Genomic DNA, 17,601 nt, shown 5'->3' with positions numbered 1-17,601 from the left:
CGTCGAACGTAGCTACCTACGGCTCAAGCAGTGGCGCGGCATCGCCACCCGGTACGACAAGCACGCCCGCACCTTCCTCGGCGGCGTGCTGCTGGCCGCGACCATCATCCACATCAAAACCCAATAGGAGACAGGCTCTAGCCACGCAGATACCCTGGGCCCGTGAGCGACGACAACTCGGGTTGACAGGGGCAGGCTCCGGGGGGTGACTCCGGGTCGCAGAACCGCTACTACGACAGATACCAGCAGGCGTCTGGTGAGGCGATTACGGCGCCCGGCAAGCAGACTCCTGACGGCGGTAGGCGCGGCGTGCTGGCCGCACTCATCGCGGTCGTGGTCGTGGTCGCGGTAGTGGTGACGGTGGTGATCCTGAAGGTCACCGGCGGCCATGGCAGACAGGCAGCGAACGCGGCAGGGTCCAATCCAGCGGCCACCTCGACGCCGAGCACACCGGAGGACAGCTGGACGAATCCGGATGTCGTGCGGACGGGTGTGCGACCGCTGAAGGCAGGCTGGCAGGCGGTTCTGGCCGAGAAGAGACTGGCGTCCGCGGCCTACGACGTGCCGAAGAAGAACTGGGTCTACAAGAGCACCGAGATCATCGGCTTCGCTGACAGCACCGGCAAACCGCTCGCTGCCGCCGGCGACGCCGCCACGTATCGAGCCGGCTTCTGTAAGACGTCCAAGACCGCCGACCTCGCGTTCGTCGGCTTCTACGGCATCGGACAGAGCGATCCGGCGGATGCGGCGCCGGATGCGGCAAAGAAGTTCGCGAACGCCATCGCCCTGAGGAAGGACAACAAGTCGTATGCCCACCGGGGCAAGATGACCACGAGCCAGACCGGCGTGCAGGGGCTGCCGGCCGTGGAGTCGACCATCGTCGCGACCACCGGTGACCGGGACAAGAAGAACTGCGACTCTGCCAAGGTCGAGGTCCGCACGATGGGCGTCTCGATGGGGAGCAGGTCGACGTTGCTCGTGCTGGTCCGTGCGATCGACGTGCCCGACGCTCTGTCTGCGAACAGGCCGACGCGATCCTGCGGACTCTGCGCCCCGCAGCGAACTGATTAGGACCAGGCGCCGGACTGCGCGGTTCATCCAATGTCGATGGTGCGGATGACCCACCAGAAGTCGCCCAGGCCGCCCGCTGCGCGCAGAGCGGACCAGGCGCTTCGCGTCGCGAGCCGCTGCAGGTACGCCGGCGGGTCCGTGCTCGCGAGCGTGAGAGGTGGGGCCGGCATACCGGCACCGAGGCGGTCGAGCAGCTCTCGTTGCGGCATCGCACTGTCCGCTCCGAGCGAGTCGATGCAGACGTGTGCGGTGATGTCGCAGGTCCCGTCCGGCGTCGGGAGGCACTGAAGGCCGTCCCGATATCCGGTCAGCGTGCCGTGCCGCGGCTGCATCCCGGACCGGTAGCCGTAGTCGACGGCCACGACGAGCCCCTGACGGACCCGTGAGCACAACTGGGCGTAGGCGGCATCGCGGGGGGAGCCAATCTCCAGTCGGTCACCCTCGTGGGGGTCCGGGAACGAATACTCCTGGCACCAGGCCCGACCGGCGTCATCGAGCTCGCCCGCCAGACGCTCGTCGCCGGCGGGGGTGACCTCCAGCAGCCGCCAGGATCGACCGTCGAACTCCACCACCGGGCAGGGCACGACGTCCAGCCATTCATGGGCGATGACCAGAACCTGCTCCACGGCAGTGATGCCATCGGCGAGCAGCGCCCCACCGGGCCCCTGAATCCAGGAGATGGATCCAGGCAGGTCTGCAGGTCGGTGCACGACATCCGTGCCGGTCAGGGTCAGCCCAGGGTCGTGTCTCGCCAGCTCACGGAGCAGCTCGCCCCGTCCGGCGCCCACGTCGATGATCTGCTCAAGACCGTGCTGTCGGGCCAGCCGTGCGACCGCCGAGGCCAGGAGTGGTCCCGCGCCCGGGATGCCCTGCGCGGAGGTGGCGAAGTGCTCGGAAGGGCTGCTGCGGCGGTAGAACCCCTCGCGGCCGTAGAGCGCCTGCTGCCAGGCGCGAGTCCATGGCTGCCAGGTCATCGCCCCAGCGTAGGGGGCTGGGCGGGGCGCGCTAGCGTCATGCAGATGAGCGCCCCGATGAGTCCACCGTCGCTGGATGTCGGCATCGTCGGCTGCGGAAAGGTCGGCGCCGTGCTCGGCGCCGCGCTGCAGCTGGCAGGGCATCACGTCGTAGCGACCTCCGCGATCAGCGATGCGTCTCGAGAGCGCGCCGCCCTCCTGCTTCCCGGCGTCCCGGTCACCTCCGTGGAAGAGGTCGTCGCGTCAGCGGGTGTCGTGCTGCTCACCGTCCCGGACGACGCGATCGCCGATCTTGTCACGGGCCTCGCATCGCAGCATGCCTGGGATGGTGGGCGACTGGCCGTGCACACCAGCGGGTTTCACGGCATCGAGGTGCTCGATCCGGTGATCGAGGCGGGCGGGGAGGCGGCCGCGCTGCACCCGGCGATGACGTTCACCGGCGTCGCGAAGGACCTGAGCCGGATCACCGGCACCCCCTTCGCCGTGACGGCTTCCCCCGGCGCAGGTCTGGTTGCCGAGGCACTCGTCGTCGACCTCGGCGGTGACCCGTTTCCGCTGGCCGACGAGGACCGGGCCGAGTACCACTTTGCGCTCGCTCACAGCGCAAACCACCTGGTGACGCTCGTCGCTCAGTCGCAGCAGCTGTTGCGTGGAATTGGCATCGATGATCCGTCGCGGCTGCTGCGGCCGCTCCTGGAGGCGGCGCTCGACAATGCCCTGGAACGAGGCGACAAGGCGCTGACCGGTCCGGTGGCCCGCGGGGACATCAGGACTGTGCGCGCGCACCTCGCGACGGCCCGGCAGCAGGACGACGACATCGACACGGCCTACCGCGCCCTTGCCTGGGCAACCGCCAAGCGCGCGGCAGCACGGCGTACGCTGCCCGCTGAGGTCAGCGGTCCGATGCTCGATCTGTTCGGCAGCAACGAGAAGGACACGAACGGTTGAGTCCGACCCGCGCCGCCCGATCTGCTTGAGCACGTGCAAATCGTCGACAAGGGAGCTGCGATGACGCCAGTAGTGGTCCACACGAGGGATGAGCTGTCTGACGCTCGTGCGAAGCTCACCGGCAAGGTGGCCGTCGTCATGACGATGGGTGCCCTGCACGAGGGTCACGCCGAGCTGATGCGGCAGGCTCGCGCAGAGGCCGACCACATCGTAGTGACGATCTTTTTGAACCCGTTGCAGTTCGCCGCCGGCGAGGACCTGTCGCGCTACCCGCGGACCTTCGACGACGACGTGCGGATGTGTGGTGCCGAAGGCGTCGACCTCGTCTTTGCGCCGTCACCGGATGTGATCTATCCGGACGGTGAACCCAAGGTTCGCGTGTCCGCGGGGTCGCTCGGCGACGTGCTCGAGGGATCATCGCGTCCGGGGCACTTCGACGGGGTGCTCACCGTCGTGGCCAAGATGTTCCACCTGGTGCGGCCCGACCGCGCCTACTTCGGTCAGAAGGACGCCCAGCAGCTGTTGCTCATCCGCAGGATGTCGACCGACCTGGACTTCGGTGTCGACGTGATCGCGGTCCCGACGGTCCGCGAGGGCGACGGCCTGGCGCTGTCCAGTCGCAACATCTATCTCGGGTCCGCGGACCGCGAGATCGCCACCTGCCTGTCGACGGCGCTCAGGGCAGGTGCGAGCGCCGCGGAGGAAGGGCCCGCAGCCGTGCGGCGTGCCGCACGCGACGTGCTCGTGCGCGAACCGTTGGTCATGGTCGACTATCTGGTCCTGGTCGATCCGGTCGGCCTCGAGCAGGTGCCGGAGTGGTACAGGGGCCGGGCCCTGCTCGCCGTGGCCGGGAGGATCGGCACCACCCGCCTGATCGACAACATCCCCCTCGAGGTGGGCCCGGGCACCCGGGCGTGATGTCGCTTTCCGGCTAGTCCGGCGCCCGGCGTCGGCGCACACTGGTGAGGTGCTGATGAATGACGATGTCCGGCTGCGGGCCATCCGGGCCAAGGACGCACGCTTCGACGGTTGGTTCATCGTCGCCGTGCGCACTACCCGCATCTACTGTCGCCCGAGCTGCCCCGCGCGCACCCCGCACCCGAAGAACGTGACATTCCTGCCGAGCGCCGCCGCGGCGCAGGCCGCCGGATACCGGGCGTGCAAGCGCTGCCGCCCGGACGCCAGCCCGGGATCGCCGGAGTGGTCCACCCGGGCCGACCTGGTCGCCCGCGCGATGCGGCTGATTGCCGACGGCGTGGTCGACCGGGAGGGTGTCAACGGGCTGGCCGCCCGGCTGGGCTACAGCACTCGTCAGATCGAACGGCAGGTCCGGGCACAGTTGGGCGCGGGGCCACTCGCGCTGGCCCGCGCCCAGCGGGCCCAGACCGCTCGCACCCTGGTGGAGACCACCGGCCTACCGCTGACCGAGGTGGCGTATGCCGCGGGCTTTGGCAGTGTTCGCGCGTTCAACAAGATGGTGCGGGAGGTCTTCGGACTGACCCCGGGAGAACTGCGTCGCCGGGCACCCGGCCACCGCTCGACGCGCGACACGGTGCAGCACGATGGCTGGCAGCAGTTGAGGCTGCGCCTTCCGTTCCGCCGGCCGCTCTGCCCGGACAACCTTTTCGGACATCTCGCTGCCACGGCCGTGCCAGGGGTGGAGGAGTGGCGCGCGGGCGCCTACCGGCGCACGCTGCGGCTGCCGCATGGCCCGGGGGTCGTCGCGGTCAAGGCCAGGGCGGATCACATTCAGGCCCGGTTGTGGCTCACCGACCTGCGCGACCTGACGACGGCGGTGAACCGGTGTCGGCACCTGCTGGACCTCGATGCCGACCCGCAGGCGATCGACGAGCAGCTGGGGGCGGACCCGGTCCTGGCCGCCATGGTGCGGGCGGCGCCCGGCCGGCGGGTGCCGCGCACCACCGATGGCGAGGAGTTCGCCGTCCGCCTGGTCCTGGGTCAACAGATCTCCACCCGAGCGGCCCGCACCCATGCCGGCCGCCTCGCGGACGCCTACGGCACGCCGATCGACGACCCGGACGGCGGCCTGAGCCGGCTCTTTCCGCCGCCCGAGGTCCTTGTCGACGCCACGGACGAGTCGCTGGCGATGCCGCAGTCGCGCCGTCGCACGGTGCGGGCGCTCTGCACCGCGCTGGCGCAGCAGGAGATCGACCTGTCGCCCGGCGCCGACTGGGCCACCACACGAGACCGGCTGCTACGGCTTCCAGGGGTGGGCCCGTGGACGGTCGAGGGAGTCGCCATGCGCGTCCAGGGTGATCCCGACGCCTTTCTCGCGACCGACCTCGGTGTCCGTCGCGCGCTGGACGCTCTCCACCTGCCCGGGTCGGCCGCCGGCAGGGCAGAGATCACCGGGCGGTGGAGTCCCTGGCGGGCGTATGCCGTGCAACACCTTTGGGCTATGGGTGATCATGAGATCAACCGAATACCGACGGGAGACACTCCTTCATGAATGAGGTGGCGCGGCGCCATACGGTGATGGAGGATTCACCGATCGGCTCGCTGATTCTGGTTGCGGAAGGTGACAGCATCACCGGCGTCTACTGGAAGGGCGACGGCGACATCGACGAGGCACATGGCGCACCGACGAAGGTCGATGCGCTCTTAGCGGCTATGCAGACACAGTTGGCGGAGTACTTTGCCGGAAACCGTCACGAATTCGACCTTCCACTGCATCCGGTCGGCACCGACTTTCAGCAAAGAGTGTGGTCCGCTCTCCTGCAGATTCCGTATGGCGACACCTGGAGCTACCTGCAGCTTGCTCAGTTCGTCGGCTCGCCGCGCGGCAGCCGGGCGGTCGGCCTGGCAAACGGCCGAAACCCCATTCCTGTGGTCATTCCGTGTCACCGGGTGGTGGGCTCGAACGGCAGCTTGACCGGCTACGGCGGCGGTATGCAGCGCAAGCGGACGCTGCTGGCACTGGAGGCGAGCGGTAGCGGACGGGCACTCTTCTAGGGGCCTCACTCGTGCCGGTGGTCGCTCGGTCGTTCGCGGGGACCCGACGGGGTTATCCTAAGAGGCGTGTGGCCATACATTTCTACGCTGATCCCGTCGGCCGGGATGCTCTACCTCCTCTATGTGGTAGTGAAGCACCTCGTCGAAGGTGATCGTCGCGAGCGTGCAGCGCACGCCAAGTGGGAACGCCAAGAGGATGAAAAGGATCGTCGTCGCGAAGAAGAAGAGTCGCGTCGCAAATCACATTCATGAGAATGTGGCTTTCCTATTGTTCTGTGTTACTTTCTTCGATGTAGATATTCGTGATACCTGATCGAGGAGTTTAGTTCATGGCACAGCGCGTGCAGATTCTGCTCGAAGACGACCTCGATGGTTCCGAGGCCGCAGAGACAGTGAATTTCGCGGTCGACGGCGTGAGTTACGAGATCGATCTTTCCGCGGCAAATGCCGCGAAACTTCGTGATGACGTTGCTCGCTGGGTCGGACATGCCCGTCGGGTTCGTGGTCGTCGCCAGACGGCGCCGCGCACCACCGCCGGCCGCCCCGATCTGGGCAAGGTCCGTGAATGGGCCCGAGACAACGGATTCACGGTCAGCGACCGTGGTCGAGTCTCCGCCAAGGTGCAGGAGGCGTACGCCAAGGCGAACGGCTGAGAAATACCCCACGAAGTCTTCGCTCCTGCGTCGCTCAGTACTTCGCGGGGACCCCGACAAGAACATACCAACGAGGTCTTCGCTCCTGCGTCGCTCAGTACTTCGCTACCAATCATTTCAATGAGGCGGCGAACAGGTCCCCGTCCCGCTCCAACCGCTCCATCACGTCGTAGAGGTCGAGCTGTTGCAGCGGGTGCGGGGACCTGACGCTGTCGGCGACCTCTGCCCAGCTGCGCGGCGCGGCAACCGTCGGCCGGTCCTTGCCGCGCAACGAATAGGGGGCGATCGTCGTCTTCGCAGCCGTGTTCTGCGACCAGTCGAGCAGCACCTTTCCCGGCCGGATGGACCGGGTCATCTTCCAGACCACCTGGTCGGGGTGATCCTTGGTCAGTCGCATGGCCAGCGTGCGTGCCCAGTCGCGCACGTCGTCGCTGCTGCGCGACCCGTCGAGCGCGGCATACACCTGCATTCCCTTGCTGCCCGAGGTGACCGGCACAGTGCGGGTGCAACCGGCGTCGTGCAGATGGTCGCGCACCACGAGGGCAAGCGTGGCGCACTCCGGCAGACCGGCCGGTGCACCAGGATCCAGGTCGATGACGAGGCGGTCGGGGTTTGCCCGCCCGCCGCTCGCCACCTGCCACTGCGGGACGTGCAGCTCGAGCGAGGCCAGGTTCGTCAGATAGGTCAGGTCGGCAAGGTCATGCACCAGCGGATACGTCACGTCGTCGCTGGTGCGGGAGCCGCTGGCCGACAGCGTCACTCGGTTCAGCCAGGACGGTGCGCCCGAGGGGATGTTCTTCTCGAAGAAGGACGGCCCGCCGGTTCCGTCCGGCCAGCGAACCCGGGTGACCGGCCGGTCGGCCAGCACCGCGAGCAGCGGGCCGGACACCTGCGTGTAGTAGTGCAGAACCTCACCCTTGGTGGTCTCCGTCCCCGGGTAGAGCAGCTTGTCCAGGTTGCTGATCCGCAACCGCCTCCCGGCCACCTGCGCCCACAGCTCGTCACGCGCCACTAGCCCTCCCGTTCCGGACCGGTCAGGCCCCCGCGAGGGGAGGGTGTCCCCAGATCTGCCGCGGACAGGTCGCCGCGCAGGCCCCGCCAGGTCGGCGCCCGTAGCCGGCCCCCGGTCGAACGCTCTCGAAACTCCACGTCCACCACCAGGTCCGGCCGCACCCAGATTGCACCGGCGGCATCCTCCCGGTCCACCGGTGCAGAGAACGGCGACGTAGCGGCGCGAAGCTGCTGGAGACGTTCGCGCAGCCGCTCGCCGGCCCGACCTGCGAGCCCGGAACCCACCCGGCCGCAATAGACCAGCCCACCTGTCGACGGGGCGCCGATCAGCACCGCGCCGAGTCGATCGGATCCGGTCTCGCGGCGCCACCCACCGATGACGAAGGAGTCCGACCGGCGGTGCACCACCTTCTGCCAGTCGACGCTGCGTCGCCCTGGCCGGTAGGCCGAGCCGACCCGTTTGGACACGACGCCCTCCAGCGCCCGATCCCGGGTGGCCGTGGCCAGGCCCGCGCCATCGGCAAAGGTCACCGGGATCTGGGCTCGGCGGGTGGCCAGGTCGATGCCTTCGAGCAGCTCACGCCGCTCCCGCAACGGCCGCGGCATCACGTCGTGGCCCATGATCCGCAGGACGTCGAAGGCCATGAAGGTGACAGGGGCCGTGCCGGCGAGCCGCTGCGCCTCGCTCGCCCTGGTCAGGTTGAACCGATCGGCAAGGGAGCCGAACGAGGGCACGCCGTTCCGAAGCACCACCACCTCGCCGTCCAGCAGCAGGTCCTCGTATGCGGTCAGGCCCGCGTCTTCCGCCAGCAGCTCCGGGAAAGCCACCGTCACGTCCCGTTCGGTGCGCGACCACAGCCGAAGCCGGTGGTCGCGCACGTCGGCGAGGATCCGCATACCGTCCCACTTGACCTCGTGCTGCCAGCCCGACTCGACAGGAACAGTGGCCGCAGGGGTGGCGAGCATCGGACGCATGAGGCAATCTTTTGTCAATGCGAGCAATTTGGAAAGGCGCCGTGTCGTTCGGACTGGTCAATGTGCCGGTTCGGCTGTACTCGGCGACCGAGAACCATGACATCCAGTTCCGGCAGGTGCACCGCGCGGACGGCGGCCGGATCCGCTATCAGCGAGTCTGCTCGCTCGACGGGGAGACCGTCTCCTACGACGACATTGCGAAGGGATACGAGACGCAGGACGGCGACGTCGTCATCCTCACCGATGACGACCTGGCCGATCTGCCGATCAGCACGAACAAGGAGATCGCGGTCGACAAATTCGTTCCCGCCGACCAGATCGACGAGCTCTACCTCGGCAAGTGCTACTACCTCGAGCCGGACAAGACGGCCGTCAAACCCTACGTGCTGCTGCGGGAGGCCCTGGAAAGCAGCGACCGGGTGGCATTGGTGACCGTGTCGATCCGCACCCGCACGACGGTCGCCGTGCTGCGGGTGCGCGGCGAGGTGATCGCCCTGCAGACCCTGCTGTGGCCCGACGAGGTCCGCAACCCGGACTTCAGCGTGCTGGAGGACGCCGACCAGAAGATCAAGTCCGCCGAGCGTGAGATGGCGCGGATGCTGGTCGACTCGATGGCCGGGGACTACGACCCGGACGAGTACGAGGACGACTACGAAAAGGCCGTCCAGGCCGTCGTGGAGGCCAAGCTCGAAGGCGGCGAAGTGGCCTCACCGGCCCAGTCGGAGGAGAGCGGCGCGCAGGTCGTCGATCTGCTGGCAGCACTGCAGCAGAGCGTCGACCGGGCGAAGGAGTCGCGGGGGGAGAGGTCGTCTCGCGGGACCAAGAAGCAGTCCGGCGGGGCGAAGAAGACGGGCTGAGGGGCTCGGGTGCGGCGTTCGCTGACGGCGAACGCGGCACCGTGAACGCGGCACGGTGGAACACCCTGCCGCCTGACGGCGTTGTGCCGCACAAGACCAGTGACCCCATCGTGAACTGCCAGGTGGCATTGCGGTGGGATCCGGCTAGCATCGTGAGTGAACGTGGTATTCGAGGAGTTGAGATGTTCGAACGATTTACCGACCGCGCCCGTCGGGTGGTCGTGCTCGCCCAAGAAGAGGCGCGCATGCTCAACCACAACTACATCGGCACGGAGCACATCCTGCTCGGGCTGATCCATGAAGGGGAAGGTGTTGCCGCCAAGGCCTTGGAAAGCCTCGGCATCTCCTTGGAGAACGTGCGTGAACAGGTGCAGGAGATCATCGGCCTGGGTCAGCAGACGCAGTCCGGCCACATCCCCTTCACTCCGCGCGCCAAGAAGGTGCTGGAGCTGTCCCTGCGCGAGGGTCTGCAGCTCGGCCACAGCTACATCGGCACGGAGCACATCCTGCTCGGCCTGATCCGTGAGGGTGAGGGCGTGGCTGCACAGGTGCTGGTCAAGCTGGGTGCCGATCTCGGCACGGTGCGCCAGACCGTGATCCAGCTGGTCTCCGGCTACCAGGGCGGCAAGGAGACTGCCGGTGCCGGCGTCGGTGGCTCGACCCAGGAGCCCGGCACCCCCGCCGGATCCCTGGTGCTCGATCAGTTCGGGCGCAACCTGACCCAGGCGGCGCGGGAGGGCAAGCTGGATCCCGTCATCGGGCGCGAGAGCGAGATCGAGCGCGTCATGCAGGTGCTGTCCAGGCGCACCAAGAACAACCCCGTCCTCATCGGTGAGCCGGGCGTCGGCAAGACGGCCGTGGTCGAGGGCCTGGCCGCCGACATCGTGCGCGGCGACGTCCCCGAGACGCTGAAGGACAAGCAGCTCTACACCCTGGACCTCGGGTCCCTGGTGGCCGGCAGCCGCTACCGAGGCGACTTCGAGGAGCGCCTGAAGAAGGTGCTCAAGGAGATCCGCACCCGCGGCGACATCATCCTGTTCATCGACGAGATCCACACCCTTGTCGGTGCTGGCGCGGCAGAGGGTGCGATCGACGCCGCGTCCATCCTGAAGCCGATGCTGGCTCGTGGTGAGCTGCAGACGATCGGCGCCACGACCCTGGACGAGTATCGCAAGCACATCGAGAAGGATGCGGCGCTCGAGCGGCGGTTCCAGCCCATTCAGGTGCTGGAGCCGACGATCCCGCATGCCATCGAGATACTCAAGGGCCTGCGTGACCGGTATGAGGCGCACCACCGCGTGACCATCACCGACGGTGCGCTGGTGGGTGCGGTCAACATGGCCGACCGCTACATCAACGACCGGCACCTGCCGGACAAGGCGATCGACCTCATTGATGAGGCCGGAGCCCGGTTGCGGATCCGCCGGATGACCGCCCCGCCGGACCTGCGGGAATTCGACGAGAAGATCGCGCATGTTCGCCGGGAGAAGGAGTCCGCGATCGACGGGCAGGACTTCGAGAAGGCTGCAGCGCTGCGCGACGACGAGAAGAAGCTGATCGAGGCGAAGGCGCGCCGCGAGAAGGAGTGGAAGTCCGGGGACAGCGACATCGTCGCCGAGGTGGATGAGGAACTCATCGCCGAGGTGCTGGCCGCATCCACCGGGATCCCGGTCTTCAAGCTGACCGAGGAGGAGTCCTCGCGGCTGTTGCGCATGGAGGATGAGCTGCACAAGCGCATTGTCGGCAACGACGACGCTGTGAAGGCGCTCAGCCAGGCGATCCGGCGCACGCGTGCCGGCCTGAAGGACCCGCATCGCCCGGGTGGGTCGTTCATCTTCGCGGGCCCGACCGGGGTCGGCAAGACCGAGTTGGCCAAGGCGCTGGCAGAGTTCCTGTTCGGTGACGAGGACAGCCTGATCACGCTCGACATGTCGGAGTACTCCGAGAAGCACACCGTGTCGAGGCTGTTCGGCTCCCCACCCGGATATGTCGGGTATGAGGAGGGCGGCCAGCTGACCGAGAAGGTGCGGCGCAAGCCGTTCTCGGTCGTGCTGTTCGACGAGGTCGAGAAGGCGCACGCGGACATCTTCAACTCGTTGCTGCAGATCCTGGAGGACGGTCGGCTGACCGACTCCCAGGGGCGAGCCGTCGACTTCAAGAACACCGTCATCATCATGACGACGAACCTCGGCACCAGGGACATCGCCAAGGGCGTGACCCTCGGGTTCGCGTCGGGCAACGACTCCGCCACCGGCTACGACAGAATGCGGGCGAAGGTCAACGACGAGCTGAAGCAGCACTTCCGCCCGGAGTTCCTCAACCGTGTCGATGACACGATTGTCTTCCCGCAACTGACGCCGGACGAGATCGTGCAGATCGTCGACCTGATGGTGGCCCGTCTGGACGAGCGCCTGAAGGACAAGGACATGGCGATCGAGCTGACCAGGTCGGCGAAGGACCTGCTCGCCAAGCGCGGCTACGACCCCGCACTGGGTGCTCGGCCACTGCGTCGGACCATCCAGCGCGAGATCGAGGACATGCTGTCCGAGAAGATTCTCTACGGCGAGATCACCGCCGGGGAGATCGTGCTGGTCGACGTCGAGGGCGAGGGGAAGAACGCGAAGTTCACCTTTGCCGGCACCCCGCAGGTTAAGACGCCGGACACCGTCCCCGTTGAGACCGCGGGCCTTGGTGACGGTTCGGGAGGCATCGACCTCAGCAAGGAGTGACACCGCATACTGACAAAGGGCCCGGGGGCAGTCGTCCCCGGGCCCATTGCCATAGGCTCCTGCTGTGAATAATCCGAATCCGGGAGGTCTGGCACTTCGTTCGGCACGCGCGGCAGACGTCCGACCGATCCGTGCGCTGGTGGAGCCCTACGTCGAGACGCGGACCCTCGTGGCCAAGCCGGCCGTCTCCTACTACGAGACGGTGCAAGAGTTCATCGTGGCGGAGGATGACTCACGCGTCGTGGGCTGCGGCGCGCTGCATGTCATGTGGGAGGACGTCGCGGAGGTTCGCACGCTCGCGGTCGACCCGGGCCAGAAGGGCCGCGGCCTTGGTGGTCGGCTGCTGGAGACTCTGATCGTGCGGGCGCGCGACCTGGGGGTCCAGCGAGTGTTCTGCCTGACCTTCGAGGTGGCCTTCTTCGAATCTTATGGATTCCGGGAGATCGATGGCGATGCCGTCACCCCCGATGTCTACGTCGAGATGCTCCAGTCGTATGACGACGGCGTGGCCGAGTTCCTTGGCCTGGAGCGCGTCAAGCCGAACACGCTTGGCAACACCCGCATGCTGCTCGAGCTCTGACACTCCGGTTGAATGTGTGCCCGCGATGCGGTCGCGGGATACAGTGTTCGCATCCTGACTACCTGCACTGGAGTAAATTGTGACTGATACCAACCAAATCGTGGGGGCCCTCGACGTTGACAAGTTCTGGACGGACGGGTGGGCGATCCTTCCAGGCCTGTATTCTGCCCAAGAGATCCAGGATTTGCGCCGGGATGCATACGCCTCCAAGGGTGTTGGCGGTGACCTGCTTGCGAAGCCAAAGCTGCGCCGGGTCCTCACCGATGGCCGCCTGGTTGCTGTGGCGCGCAAGCTACTCGGCAGTGATGCGATCCACTATGGCGGCGACAGTTCCTTGACCATAAATGGGACGCAGCGCGGCTTCCACAAGGACAACGCTGACCGCGTGGATGGCAATGCTCCCGACTGGGACGGCCGATACACACAGTTGCGGTTCGGCATCTACTGCCAAGACCACACCCGACACACCGGCGGGCTCAACCTGCGAGATGGCTCGCACGACATCGCCAATCTCACGGACGGCAAGAACGTTTACGTGAAGGTGAAGCCTGGTGACCTTGCCGTCTGGAGTATGCGAATCACGCATTCTGGCAACGGGACGTTGCTGCGGGCGCCGTTCGATCGATTGAAGCCGACGCCACTGCCGACCGAGCACGACGCCTTCAAGAAGTGGATGATTGCACCACCGGACGGCGACCGGATTGCGATCTTTGCCCACCTGGGTGCTGTAGACAGCCACGCTCAGCGCTACGGCGACTATCTAAAAACGCGCAAGTACATGGTCGACGCATGGCGCAAGTTGCCGTACGACGACGAAGCCCGGGAGGCGGCGAAAGCTGCCGGGCTGACTCTGCGCGATATGCCTGCTGAGGTCATGGACGATCCCGATGCCGGAAAGAACGTACTGTGGCAGGCGATCCCTTACTGATCGCCGTCAGATGCCGATCTTGAAGGCATTGCCGCCAGGGTCTGAGCACCTCAGGTAGGAGTTCGTGTGCGATCGGCCCGCCAGGTATGGCCAACTGCAGGACCATATCTGCACGGTGGCACACAGGCCCTGACTTTGTGCTGCGCCGACCGTGATCGATGAGCTGTAGGCCCGGGCAACCCGGGTTGCGGTCGGGCAGACACTCTCCCCTTGAGCACGATGACCGGTGTGCTGGCACCCGTCGTTGTCGGCACGATCATGCCGCAGCTCGTGCCCCGGCCGGCGAGAGCGGCCATGGGCTGCGAGGGCTGCGAGGTAGTCGAGGTGCGGGGGTGCTGGCTGACCGTCACATTCTGCTGTGATAGATGCGCCGCACAACATCCTCGATCTCGGGGTCCTCGATCGACAGGTCCAGCACCTCCGCCCGCCCGGACACGGCGGCCAGGACCATGGCATCGCTGATGTGGTCGGGGTCGAAGGCCAGTTGCGGGCGCACGAGGTCACCGCCGAAGAAACAGCGAGGGTCGGCTTGAGCGCTCCCGTTGTACCACCTCAGCAGGATGTTCCCATCCTCAGTCGTCAGTAATGCATACGCAGACATGCGGGTGTCATATCCGGTGAAGTGCACTGCGGGCCGTGTCCAGCATCGGACTAGCCACTTGCCTTGCAGGCGGTGGTGCTGCCGTGGATGTCGGGTTGGATGGCTCGCGACAAACCGGAGGTGGCACCCATGCGGTGGCCCGTCCGGGCGCTGCCGATCTTTGGCCTGGTGTGCGTCGAGGCGGTCGTGTGGGCGCTAGCCGCCGCGGTTGTCGTGTCGTTCGCGACCCTCGCGTAACTGCTGGCCACCGCCGTGGAGCCGATCACCGTGCCGTCCGCCGCACTGTTCGCGACCGTGGTCGCCAATGTGAATGATGTCGCTCATGGTCGTCATGCGGGCGCTGCTGCATCAGGCCACCGCGCTCCCCGCCGAGATGGATACCGCCATCTGATCGCCATAGCGGTGCGTATCGGCCTCAGCTCATTCGGCGCAGGATGTCTGCCTTCGAGTTCGCCTCCCGGGTGGCCATCACGCCTGATTTGCGGTTCCGTTGCGCACCGTGTGGGAGCAAGAGGACATGAACTGGCTTGCCGACCGGCCCGCGTCAGCGACTACTGACCTCGAGCACGTTGGCTTATTGGTCAGGGCCGTTGGTGCACGCGTGGACGCTGCGCGCTGTCCCGACAGGGCCGCCACCATGTTGGCAAGGCTGGTCCTTCGGGACCTCCCGGTGGCCGAGATCGCGCATCGTGTCGGGCTGTCGCCGCGGCAGGCACATCGCCGCCGCCTTCAGGAGTTCGGCCTGCCTCCTTCGGTGCGACGACGTATCGCCCGGGTCCACTCGCAGCGCGACAAGCGATCACGGCGGGGTGCCCATCGATGGCGCAGCCGGCCGTCCCCTATCCGCGCCATTGGCGGAAGAACACCGGGTGTGGTCTTCGGGTGAGTTGGCGTGTCCGATTCGTGCAATGCCCACAACAGTGCCGCTCCTACAGTCAGAGCTATGACGACGTGGGAAGAGGTTCTGGCCCCGATCGGCATCGCCCTAGGTGGTGATCGAGACCGGGGACGAAGCGACCTGCTGGGATCGCACAAGCGAGGGCGATCATGCGCAACGGTGCGTCCTCGCTCACTACCTCGCCGATCTGGAATCCGACCTTGCCGCCGAGGTCGGATGGGATCAGCACGCCCTCGCCTCGGTCGCCCACGTCAGCGATGCCGACCTGGCCCCGGTGGGCATACCCGCTGCCGCGGGTCTTGCACCGAGCCTGCACCTCAACGTCAACCTCGGAAATGGCTACCTGCGTCAGGGGCGCACGACGCAAGCACGGGATCAACTGAACGCGGGACTTGCGGCACTCAGCGCGTTGCCCACCGACGGGTACGGCGCGATGATCTGCCGGGGACTGACGGGACTACAGGAACGGCTCACCACCTCGCCGCCTGATGCGTATGACAATCCGTCTCATTGACGGGTCGCCTGTGGGACGAGGGTGACTCGCCTCAGAGTTGCTTGATCATCGCGGTTCGTGGGCAGGCACCGAGGCCAACGGCTGCTTCGCGTCGGCGGGTGGCCGCGAGTTCCGGGCGGAGTTCGGCGGCGGGCAGGTCTCGCCAACGGGTACGGCGGTAGTAGGGGCCGCTCCAGGCGATGTTGACGACCGTAGTCGGCGTCATGGTCGACGAGTCTGTTGGCGTCCCCACTGCTCGGCTGCGGCCATGAGTTGTCGTCCGATTCCGTGGCCGGCGAAGGCGGGACCGACTGACGCCTGGTCAAGGTGTGCGCGGGCGTCCACCCAGTCGTTGAGAACAAGAGCCACCGGGCGGTCATCATCATCGACGGTCACCAACAGGCCTCCATCACGAGCAGTTGGGAGAAGTTGCTCGACCGTAGGTAGCTCACCATCGGAGACCGCAGCGATATCTACCTGGCGATACAGATCGCCCGGCCTCGGCCTGGCACGCGGCGGTCGAGTCCTGGGTCGCTTACGTCAAGGCATTGGGTACCGGTGAACCTCCCGAGTTTTCCAGATCCTCCCGGGAACCGGGTACTGCTCCCGATCTGCCCGTCGTCACACTCAGCGACGAGCAACTGCCCAGATCGCGAGTCAGCATCGCGGAGATGGCTGGGATCGATCCGCCATGGGAATCTCGGTGGCGGTTCTGCTTCCGGGCCATCTGCCCACCGACGGTCACGGCATCGTCTGCATCCCGGCGCTCGAACGTGGAGCCAGTGATCCAGCCAATTCCGGGCTCCTGCGCGACACCCGCAGGCCGCGCTGACCGTCGGCCTGCTGCTCTACGGTGATGCACCTGCCGGACGGGGTTGCCAGTCCGGTGTGCTGGCGCCCCGGTCATGGTCCAGACAGGCGATGTGCTGGCCGACCGTCACATTCTGCTGTGATAGATGCGCCGCACAACATCCTCGATGTCGGGTTCCTCGATCGACAGGTCCAGCACCTCCGCCCGCTCGGACACGGCCGCCAGGACCTTGGCAGCGCTGGTGCGGTCGGGGTCGAAGGCCAGCTGCTGGCGCACGCCGTTGCCCTGGCTGCTCAGATGCTCCGTGTGGGGTATCCCAGTCAGGGGGCTGGCGCTCTCGGCCAGGTCCACCACCAGGATCCGCTTGGCGCCCGAGGTGCGTGCCAGGTCATCCAGCGTGCCCGCATAGGCAAGGTGGCCGTGATCGACCACCAGGACGCGGTCACAGAGTCGTTCGATGTCGCCCATGTCGTGGGTGGTGAGCAGCAGCGTGGTGCCGTGCGTTCCGCGTTCGGCCGTGAGGAACTCGCGCAGCTGCTGCTTGGACAGGACGTCCAACCCGATGGTCGGTTCGTCCAGGATAACCAACCGCGGGCGGTGCAGCAGCGCCGCAGCGACCTCGCCGCGCATTCGTTGGCCCAGCGACAGCGCCCGCACGGGTGTCGTGAGAAAGTCGCCGAGGCCGAGCGTCGTGACGAGCTCGTCGGTGCGATCGGTCAGAGCCGCCCGACCCTGCTCGTGGATGGCGCCGAGAATGGTGAAGGACTCACGCAATGGCAGGTCCCACCACAGCTGGGACCGTTGCCCAAAGACGACACCCACCTCGCGCGCGAGCTGCCGGCGTTCGCGCAGCGGGTCGCGACCGCAGGTGCGCACGGTGCCGCTGGTGGGCACGAGGATGCCGACGAGCATCTTGATCGTGGTCGACTTGCCGGCGCCGTTGGCGCCGATGTAACCCACGGCCTCACCCGGGTGGATCCGGATCGACAAGTCATCGACCGCGGTCAACGTGGTGCGCCGCAGGCCCAGCCGGCCGTCGGGGTCGCGTCTGCTGAAGCGACGGGTCAGGTGCTCGGTCGCGATGATCGGCTCACTCATT

General features: G+C 66.9%; 19 protein-coding genes and 1 pseudogene. 13 read left to right on the top strand and 7 right to left on the bottom strand.

Annotation, left to right across the window (positions count from 1 at the left end):
- Both FGL98_RS16680 and FGL98_RS16675 read left to right on the top strand, forming a co-directional pair.
- Positions 1-127, top strand: a pseudogene (locus FGL98_RS16680) (IS5-like element ISMt1 family transposase); the annotation flags it as partial.
- 182 nt (positions 128-309) lie between these two features.
- Positions 310-1,071, top strand: coding sequence for a DUF8017 domain-containing protein (locus FGL98_RS16675; protein ID WP_146318508.1), 762 nt, complete (start codon positions 310-312; stop codon positions 1,069-1,071).
- A 23-nt stretch (positions 1,072-1,094) separates the two neighbouring features.
- On the opposite strand, the gene FGL98_RS16670 is transcribed toward FGL98_RS16675, so the two are convergent.
- Entirely contained in the window at positions 1,095-2,045 is a 951-nt protein-coding gene (locus FGL98_RS16670; RefSeq protein WP_186526213.1) for an SAM-dependent methyltransferase, read from the bottom strand.
- 45 nt (positions 2,046-2,090) lie between these two features.
- Here FGL98_RS16670 and FGL98_RS16665 point away from each other — a divergent pair, with 45 nt between their 5' ends.
- The 6 genes from FGL98_RS16665 (at position 2,091) to FGL98_RS16640 (ending at position 6,619) form a co-directional block, all read left to right on the top strand.
- Positions 2,091-2,993, top strand: coding sequence for a Rossmann-like and DUF2520 domain-containing protein (locus FGL98_RS16665; RefSeq protein ID WP_246136599.1), 903 nt, complete (start codon positions 2,091-2,093; stop codon positions 2,991-2,993).
- Between the two features lie 60 nt (positions 2,994-3,053).
- Positions 3,054-3,911, top strand: a complete 858-nt coding sequence (gene panC / locus FGL98_RS16660) for a pantoate--beta-alanine ligase (protein ID WP_146318502.1) — start codon at positions 3,054-3,056, stop codon at positions 3,909-3,911.
- Positions 3,912-3,966: 55 nt separating this feature from the next.
- Positions 3,967-5,463, top strand: a complete 1,497-nt coding sequence (locus FGL98_RS16655; protein ID WP_146318500.1) for a DNA-3-methyladenine glycosylase 2 family protein — start codon at positions 3,967-3,969, stop codon at positions 5,461-5,463.
- Positions 5,460-5,966, top strand: a complete 507-nt coding sequence (locus FGL98_RS16650) for a methylated-DNA--[protein]-cysteine S-methyltransferase (RefSeq protein WP_146318498.1) — start codon at positions 5,460-5,462, stop codon at positions 5,964-5,966. Before FGL98_RS16655 ends, FGL98_RS16650 begins: the two co-directional genes overlap by 4 nt.
- Positions 5,967-6,032: 66 nt before the next feature.
- The gene (locus FGL98_RS16645; protein WP_146318496.1) at positions 6,033-6,218 is read left to right on the top strand and encodes a hypothetical protein; all 186 of its coding nucleotides are present in this window, start codon (positions 6,033-6,035) and stop codon (positions 6,216-6,218) included.
- A 77-nt stretch (positions 6,219-6,295) separates the two neighbouring features.
- Entirely contained in the window at positions 6,296-6,619 is a 324-nt protein-coding gene (locus tag FGL98_RS16640; RefSeq protein ID WP_146318494.1) for a histone-like nucleoid-structuring protein Lsr2, read from the top strand.
- A 112-nt stretch (positions 6,620-6,731) separates the two neighbouring features.
- Here the strand turns inward: FGL98_RS16640 and ligD (FGL98_RS16635) are convergent, their stop codons facing one another.
- Together ligD (FGL98_RS16635) and ligD (FGL98_RS16630) are read right to left on the bottom strand one after the other, a co-directional pair.
- Positions 6,732-7,631: a non-homologous end-joining DNA ligase gene (gene ligD / locus FGL98_RS16635; RefSeq protein ID WP_146318492.1), complete on the bottom strand. Its 900-nt coding sequence runs from the start codon at positions 7,629-7,631 to the stop codon at positions 6,732-6,734.
- A complete protein-coding gene (gene ligD, locus FGL98_RS16630; protein WP_146318490.1) occupies positions 7,631-8,605 on the bottom strand; it encodes a non-homologous end-joining DNA ligase in 975 nt (324 codons plus the stop codon). The genes ligD (FGL98_RS16635) and ligD (FGL98_RS16630) overlap by 1 nt, the downstream gene beginning before the upstream one ends.
- A gap of 17 nt (positions 8,606-8,622) precedes the next feature.
- Between ligD (FGL98_RS16630) and ku the strand changes: the two genes are divergently transcribed.
- From ku to FGL98_RS16610, 4 genes are all read left to right on the top strand, one after another.
- A complete protein-coding gene (gene ku, locus FGL98_RS16625; protein ID WP_146318488.1) occupies positions 8,623-9,462 on the top strand; it encodes a non-homologous end joining protein Ku in 840 nt (279 codons plus the stop codon).
- Positions 9,463-9,644: 182 nt separating this feature from the next.
- A complete protein-coding gene (locus FGL98_RS16620) occupies positions 9,645-12,191 on the top strand; it encodes an ATP-dependent Clp protease ATP-binding subunit (protein ID WP_146318486.1) in 2,547 nt (848 codons plus the stop codon).
- Positions 12,192-12,255: 64 nt separating this feature from the next.
- Positions 12,256-12,771, top strand: coding sequence for an amino-acid N-acetyltransferase (locus tag FGL98_RS16615; protein ID WP_146318484.1), 516 nt, complete (start codon positions 12,256-12,258; stop codon positions 12,769-12,771).
- Positions 12,772-12,850: 79 nt separating this feature from the next.
- On the top strand, positions 12,851-13,699 hold the full coding sequence (locus tag FGL98_RS16610) for a phytanoyl-CoA dioxygenase family protein (protein WP_222432222.1): 849 nt from the start codon (positions 12,851-12,853) through the stop codon (positions 13,697-13,699).
- A 346-nt stretch (positions 13,700-14,045) separates the two neighbouring features.
- Here FGL98_RS16610 and FGL98_RS16600 read toward each other — a convergent pair whose 3' ends face one another.
- On the bottom strand, positions 14,046-14,300 hold the full coding sequence (locus FGL98_RS16600; protein WP_146318482.1) for a hypothetical protein: 255 nt from the start codon (positions 14,298-14,300) through the stop codon (positions 14,046-14,048).
- 992 nt (positions 14,301-15,292) lie between these two features.
- Between FGL98_RS16600 and FGL98_RS16595 the strand changes: the two genes are divergently transcribed.
- Positions 15,293-15,712 carry a hypothetical protein gene (locus tag FGL98_RS16595; RefSeq protein WP_246136598.1) on the top strand — a complete coding sequence of 140 codons (420 nt, stop codon included), beginning with the start codon at positions 15,293-15,295 and terminating at the stop codon, positions 15,710-15,712.
- 31 nt (positions 15,713-15,743) lie between these two features.
- On the opposite strand, the gene FGL98_RS25500 is transcribed toward FGL98_RS16595, so the two are convergent.
- The 3 genes from FGL98_RS25500 to FGL98_RS16585 all read right to left on the bottom strand — a co-directional run bounded on the left by FGL98_RS25500 (position 15,744) and on the right by FGL98_RS16585 (position 17,600).
- Positions 15,744-15,917, bottom strand: coding sequence for a hypothetical protein (locus tag FGL98_RS25500; RefSeq protein ID WP_186526212.1), 174 nt, complete (start codon positions 15,915-15,917; stop codon positions 15,744-15,746).
- Positions 15,914-16,162: a GNAT family N-acetyltransferase gene (locus tag FGL98_RS27155; RefSeq protein ID WP_425461004.1), complete on the bottom strand. Its 249-nt coding sequence runs from the start codon at positions 16,160-16,162 to the stop codon at positions 15,914-15,916. Before FGL98_RS27155 ends, FGL98_RS25500 begins: the two co-directional genes overlap by 4 nt.
- 466 nt (positions 16,163-16,628) lie before the next feature.
- Positions 16,629-17,600 (bottom strand): ABC transporter ATP-binding protein, encoded by a 972-nt coding sequence (locus FGL98_RS16585; RefSeq protein WP_146318480.1) that lies wholly within the window; start codon positions 17,598-17,600, stop codon positions 16,629-16,631.
- Position 17,601 lies beyond the last annotated feature (1 nt).

Source organism: Leekyejoonella antrihumi, assembly GCF_007845645.1.
In the GTDB taxonomy this organism is placed as follows: domain Bacteria; phylum Actinomycetota; class Actinomycetes; order Actinomycetales; family Dermatophilaceae; genus Leekyejoonella; species Leekyejoonella antrihumi.
The sequence above is the reverse complement of the archived record's forward strand: the minus strand, read 5'-3'. Positions and strand labels throughout refer to the sequence as shown.

Excerpts from the sequence above, each read along its gene's own strand:
- FGL98_RS16670 (WP_186526213.1), bottom strand. The coding sequence starts at position 2,045 with ATGACCTGGCAGCCATGGACTCGCGCCTGGCAGCAGGCGCTCTACGGC.
- FGL98_RS16665 (WP_246136599.1), top strand. The coding sequence starts at position 2,091 with ATGAGCGCCCCGATGAGTCCACCGTCGCTGGATGTCGGCATCGTCGGC.
- panC (WP_146318502.1), top strand. The coding sequence starts at position 3,054 with ATGACGCCAGTAGTGGTCCACACGAGGGATGAGCTGTCTGACGCTCGT.
- FGL98_RS16655 (WP_146318500.1), top strand. The coding sequence starts at position 3,967 with ATGAATGACGATGTCCGGCTGCGGGCCATCCGGGCCAAGGACGCACGC.
- FGL98_RS16650 (WP_146318498.1), top strand. The coding sequence starts at position 5,460 with ATGAATGAGGTGGCGCGGCGCCATACGGTGATGGAGGATTCACCGATC.
- FGL98_RS16640 (WP_146318494.1), top strand. The coding sequence starts at position 6,296 with ATGGCACAGCGCGTGCAGATTCTGCTCGAAGACGACCTCGATGGTTCC.
- ligD (WP_146318490.1), bottom strand. The coding sequence starts at position 8,605 with ATGCGTCCGATGCTCGCCACCCCTGCGGCCACTGTTCCTGTCGAGTCG.
- ku (WP_146318488.1), top strand. The coding sequence starts at position 8,623 with ATGCGAGCAATTTGGAAAGGCGCCGTGTCGTTCGGACTGGTCAATGTG.
- FGL98_RS16620 (WP_146318486.1), top strand. The coding sequence starts at position 9,645 with ATGTTCGAACGATTTACCGACCGCGCCCGTCGGGTGGTCGTGCTCGCC.
- FGL98_RS16600 (WP_146318482.1), bottom strand. The coding sequence starts at position 14,300 with ATGTCTGCGTATGCATTACTGACGACTGAGGATGGGAACATCCTGCTG.
- FGL98_RS25500 (WP_186526212.1), bottom strand. The coding sequence starts at position 15,917 with ATGACGCCGACTACGGTCGTCAACATCGCCTGGAGCGGCCCCTACTAC.
- FGL98_RS16585 (WP_146318480.1), bottom strand. The coding sequence starts at position 17,600 with ATGAGTGAGCCGATCATCGCGACCGAGCACCTGACCCGTCGCTTCAGC.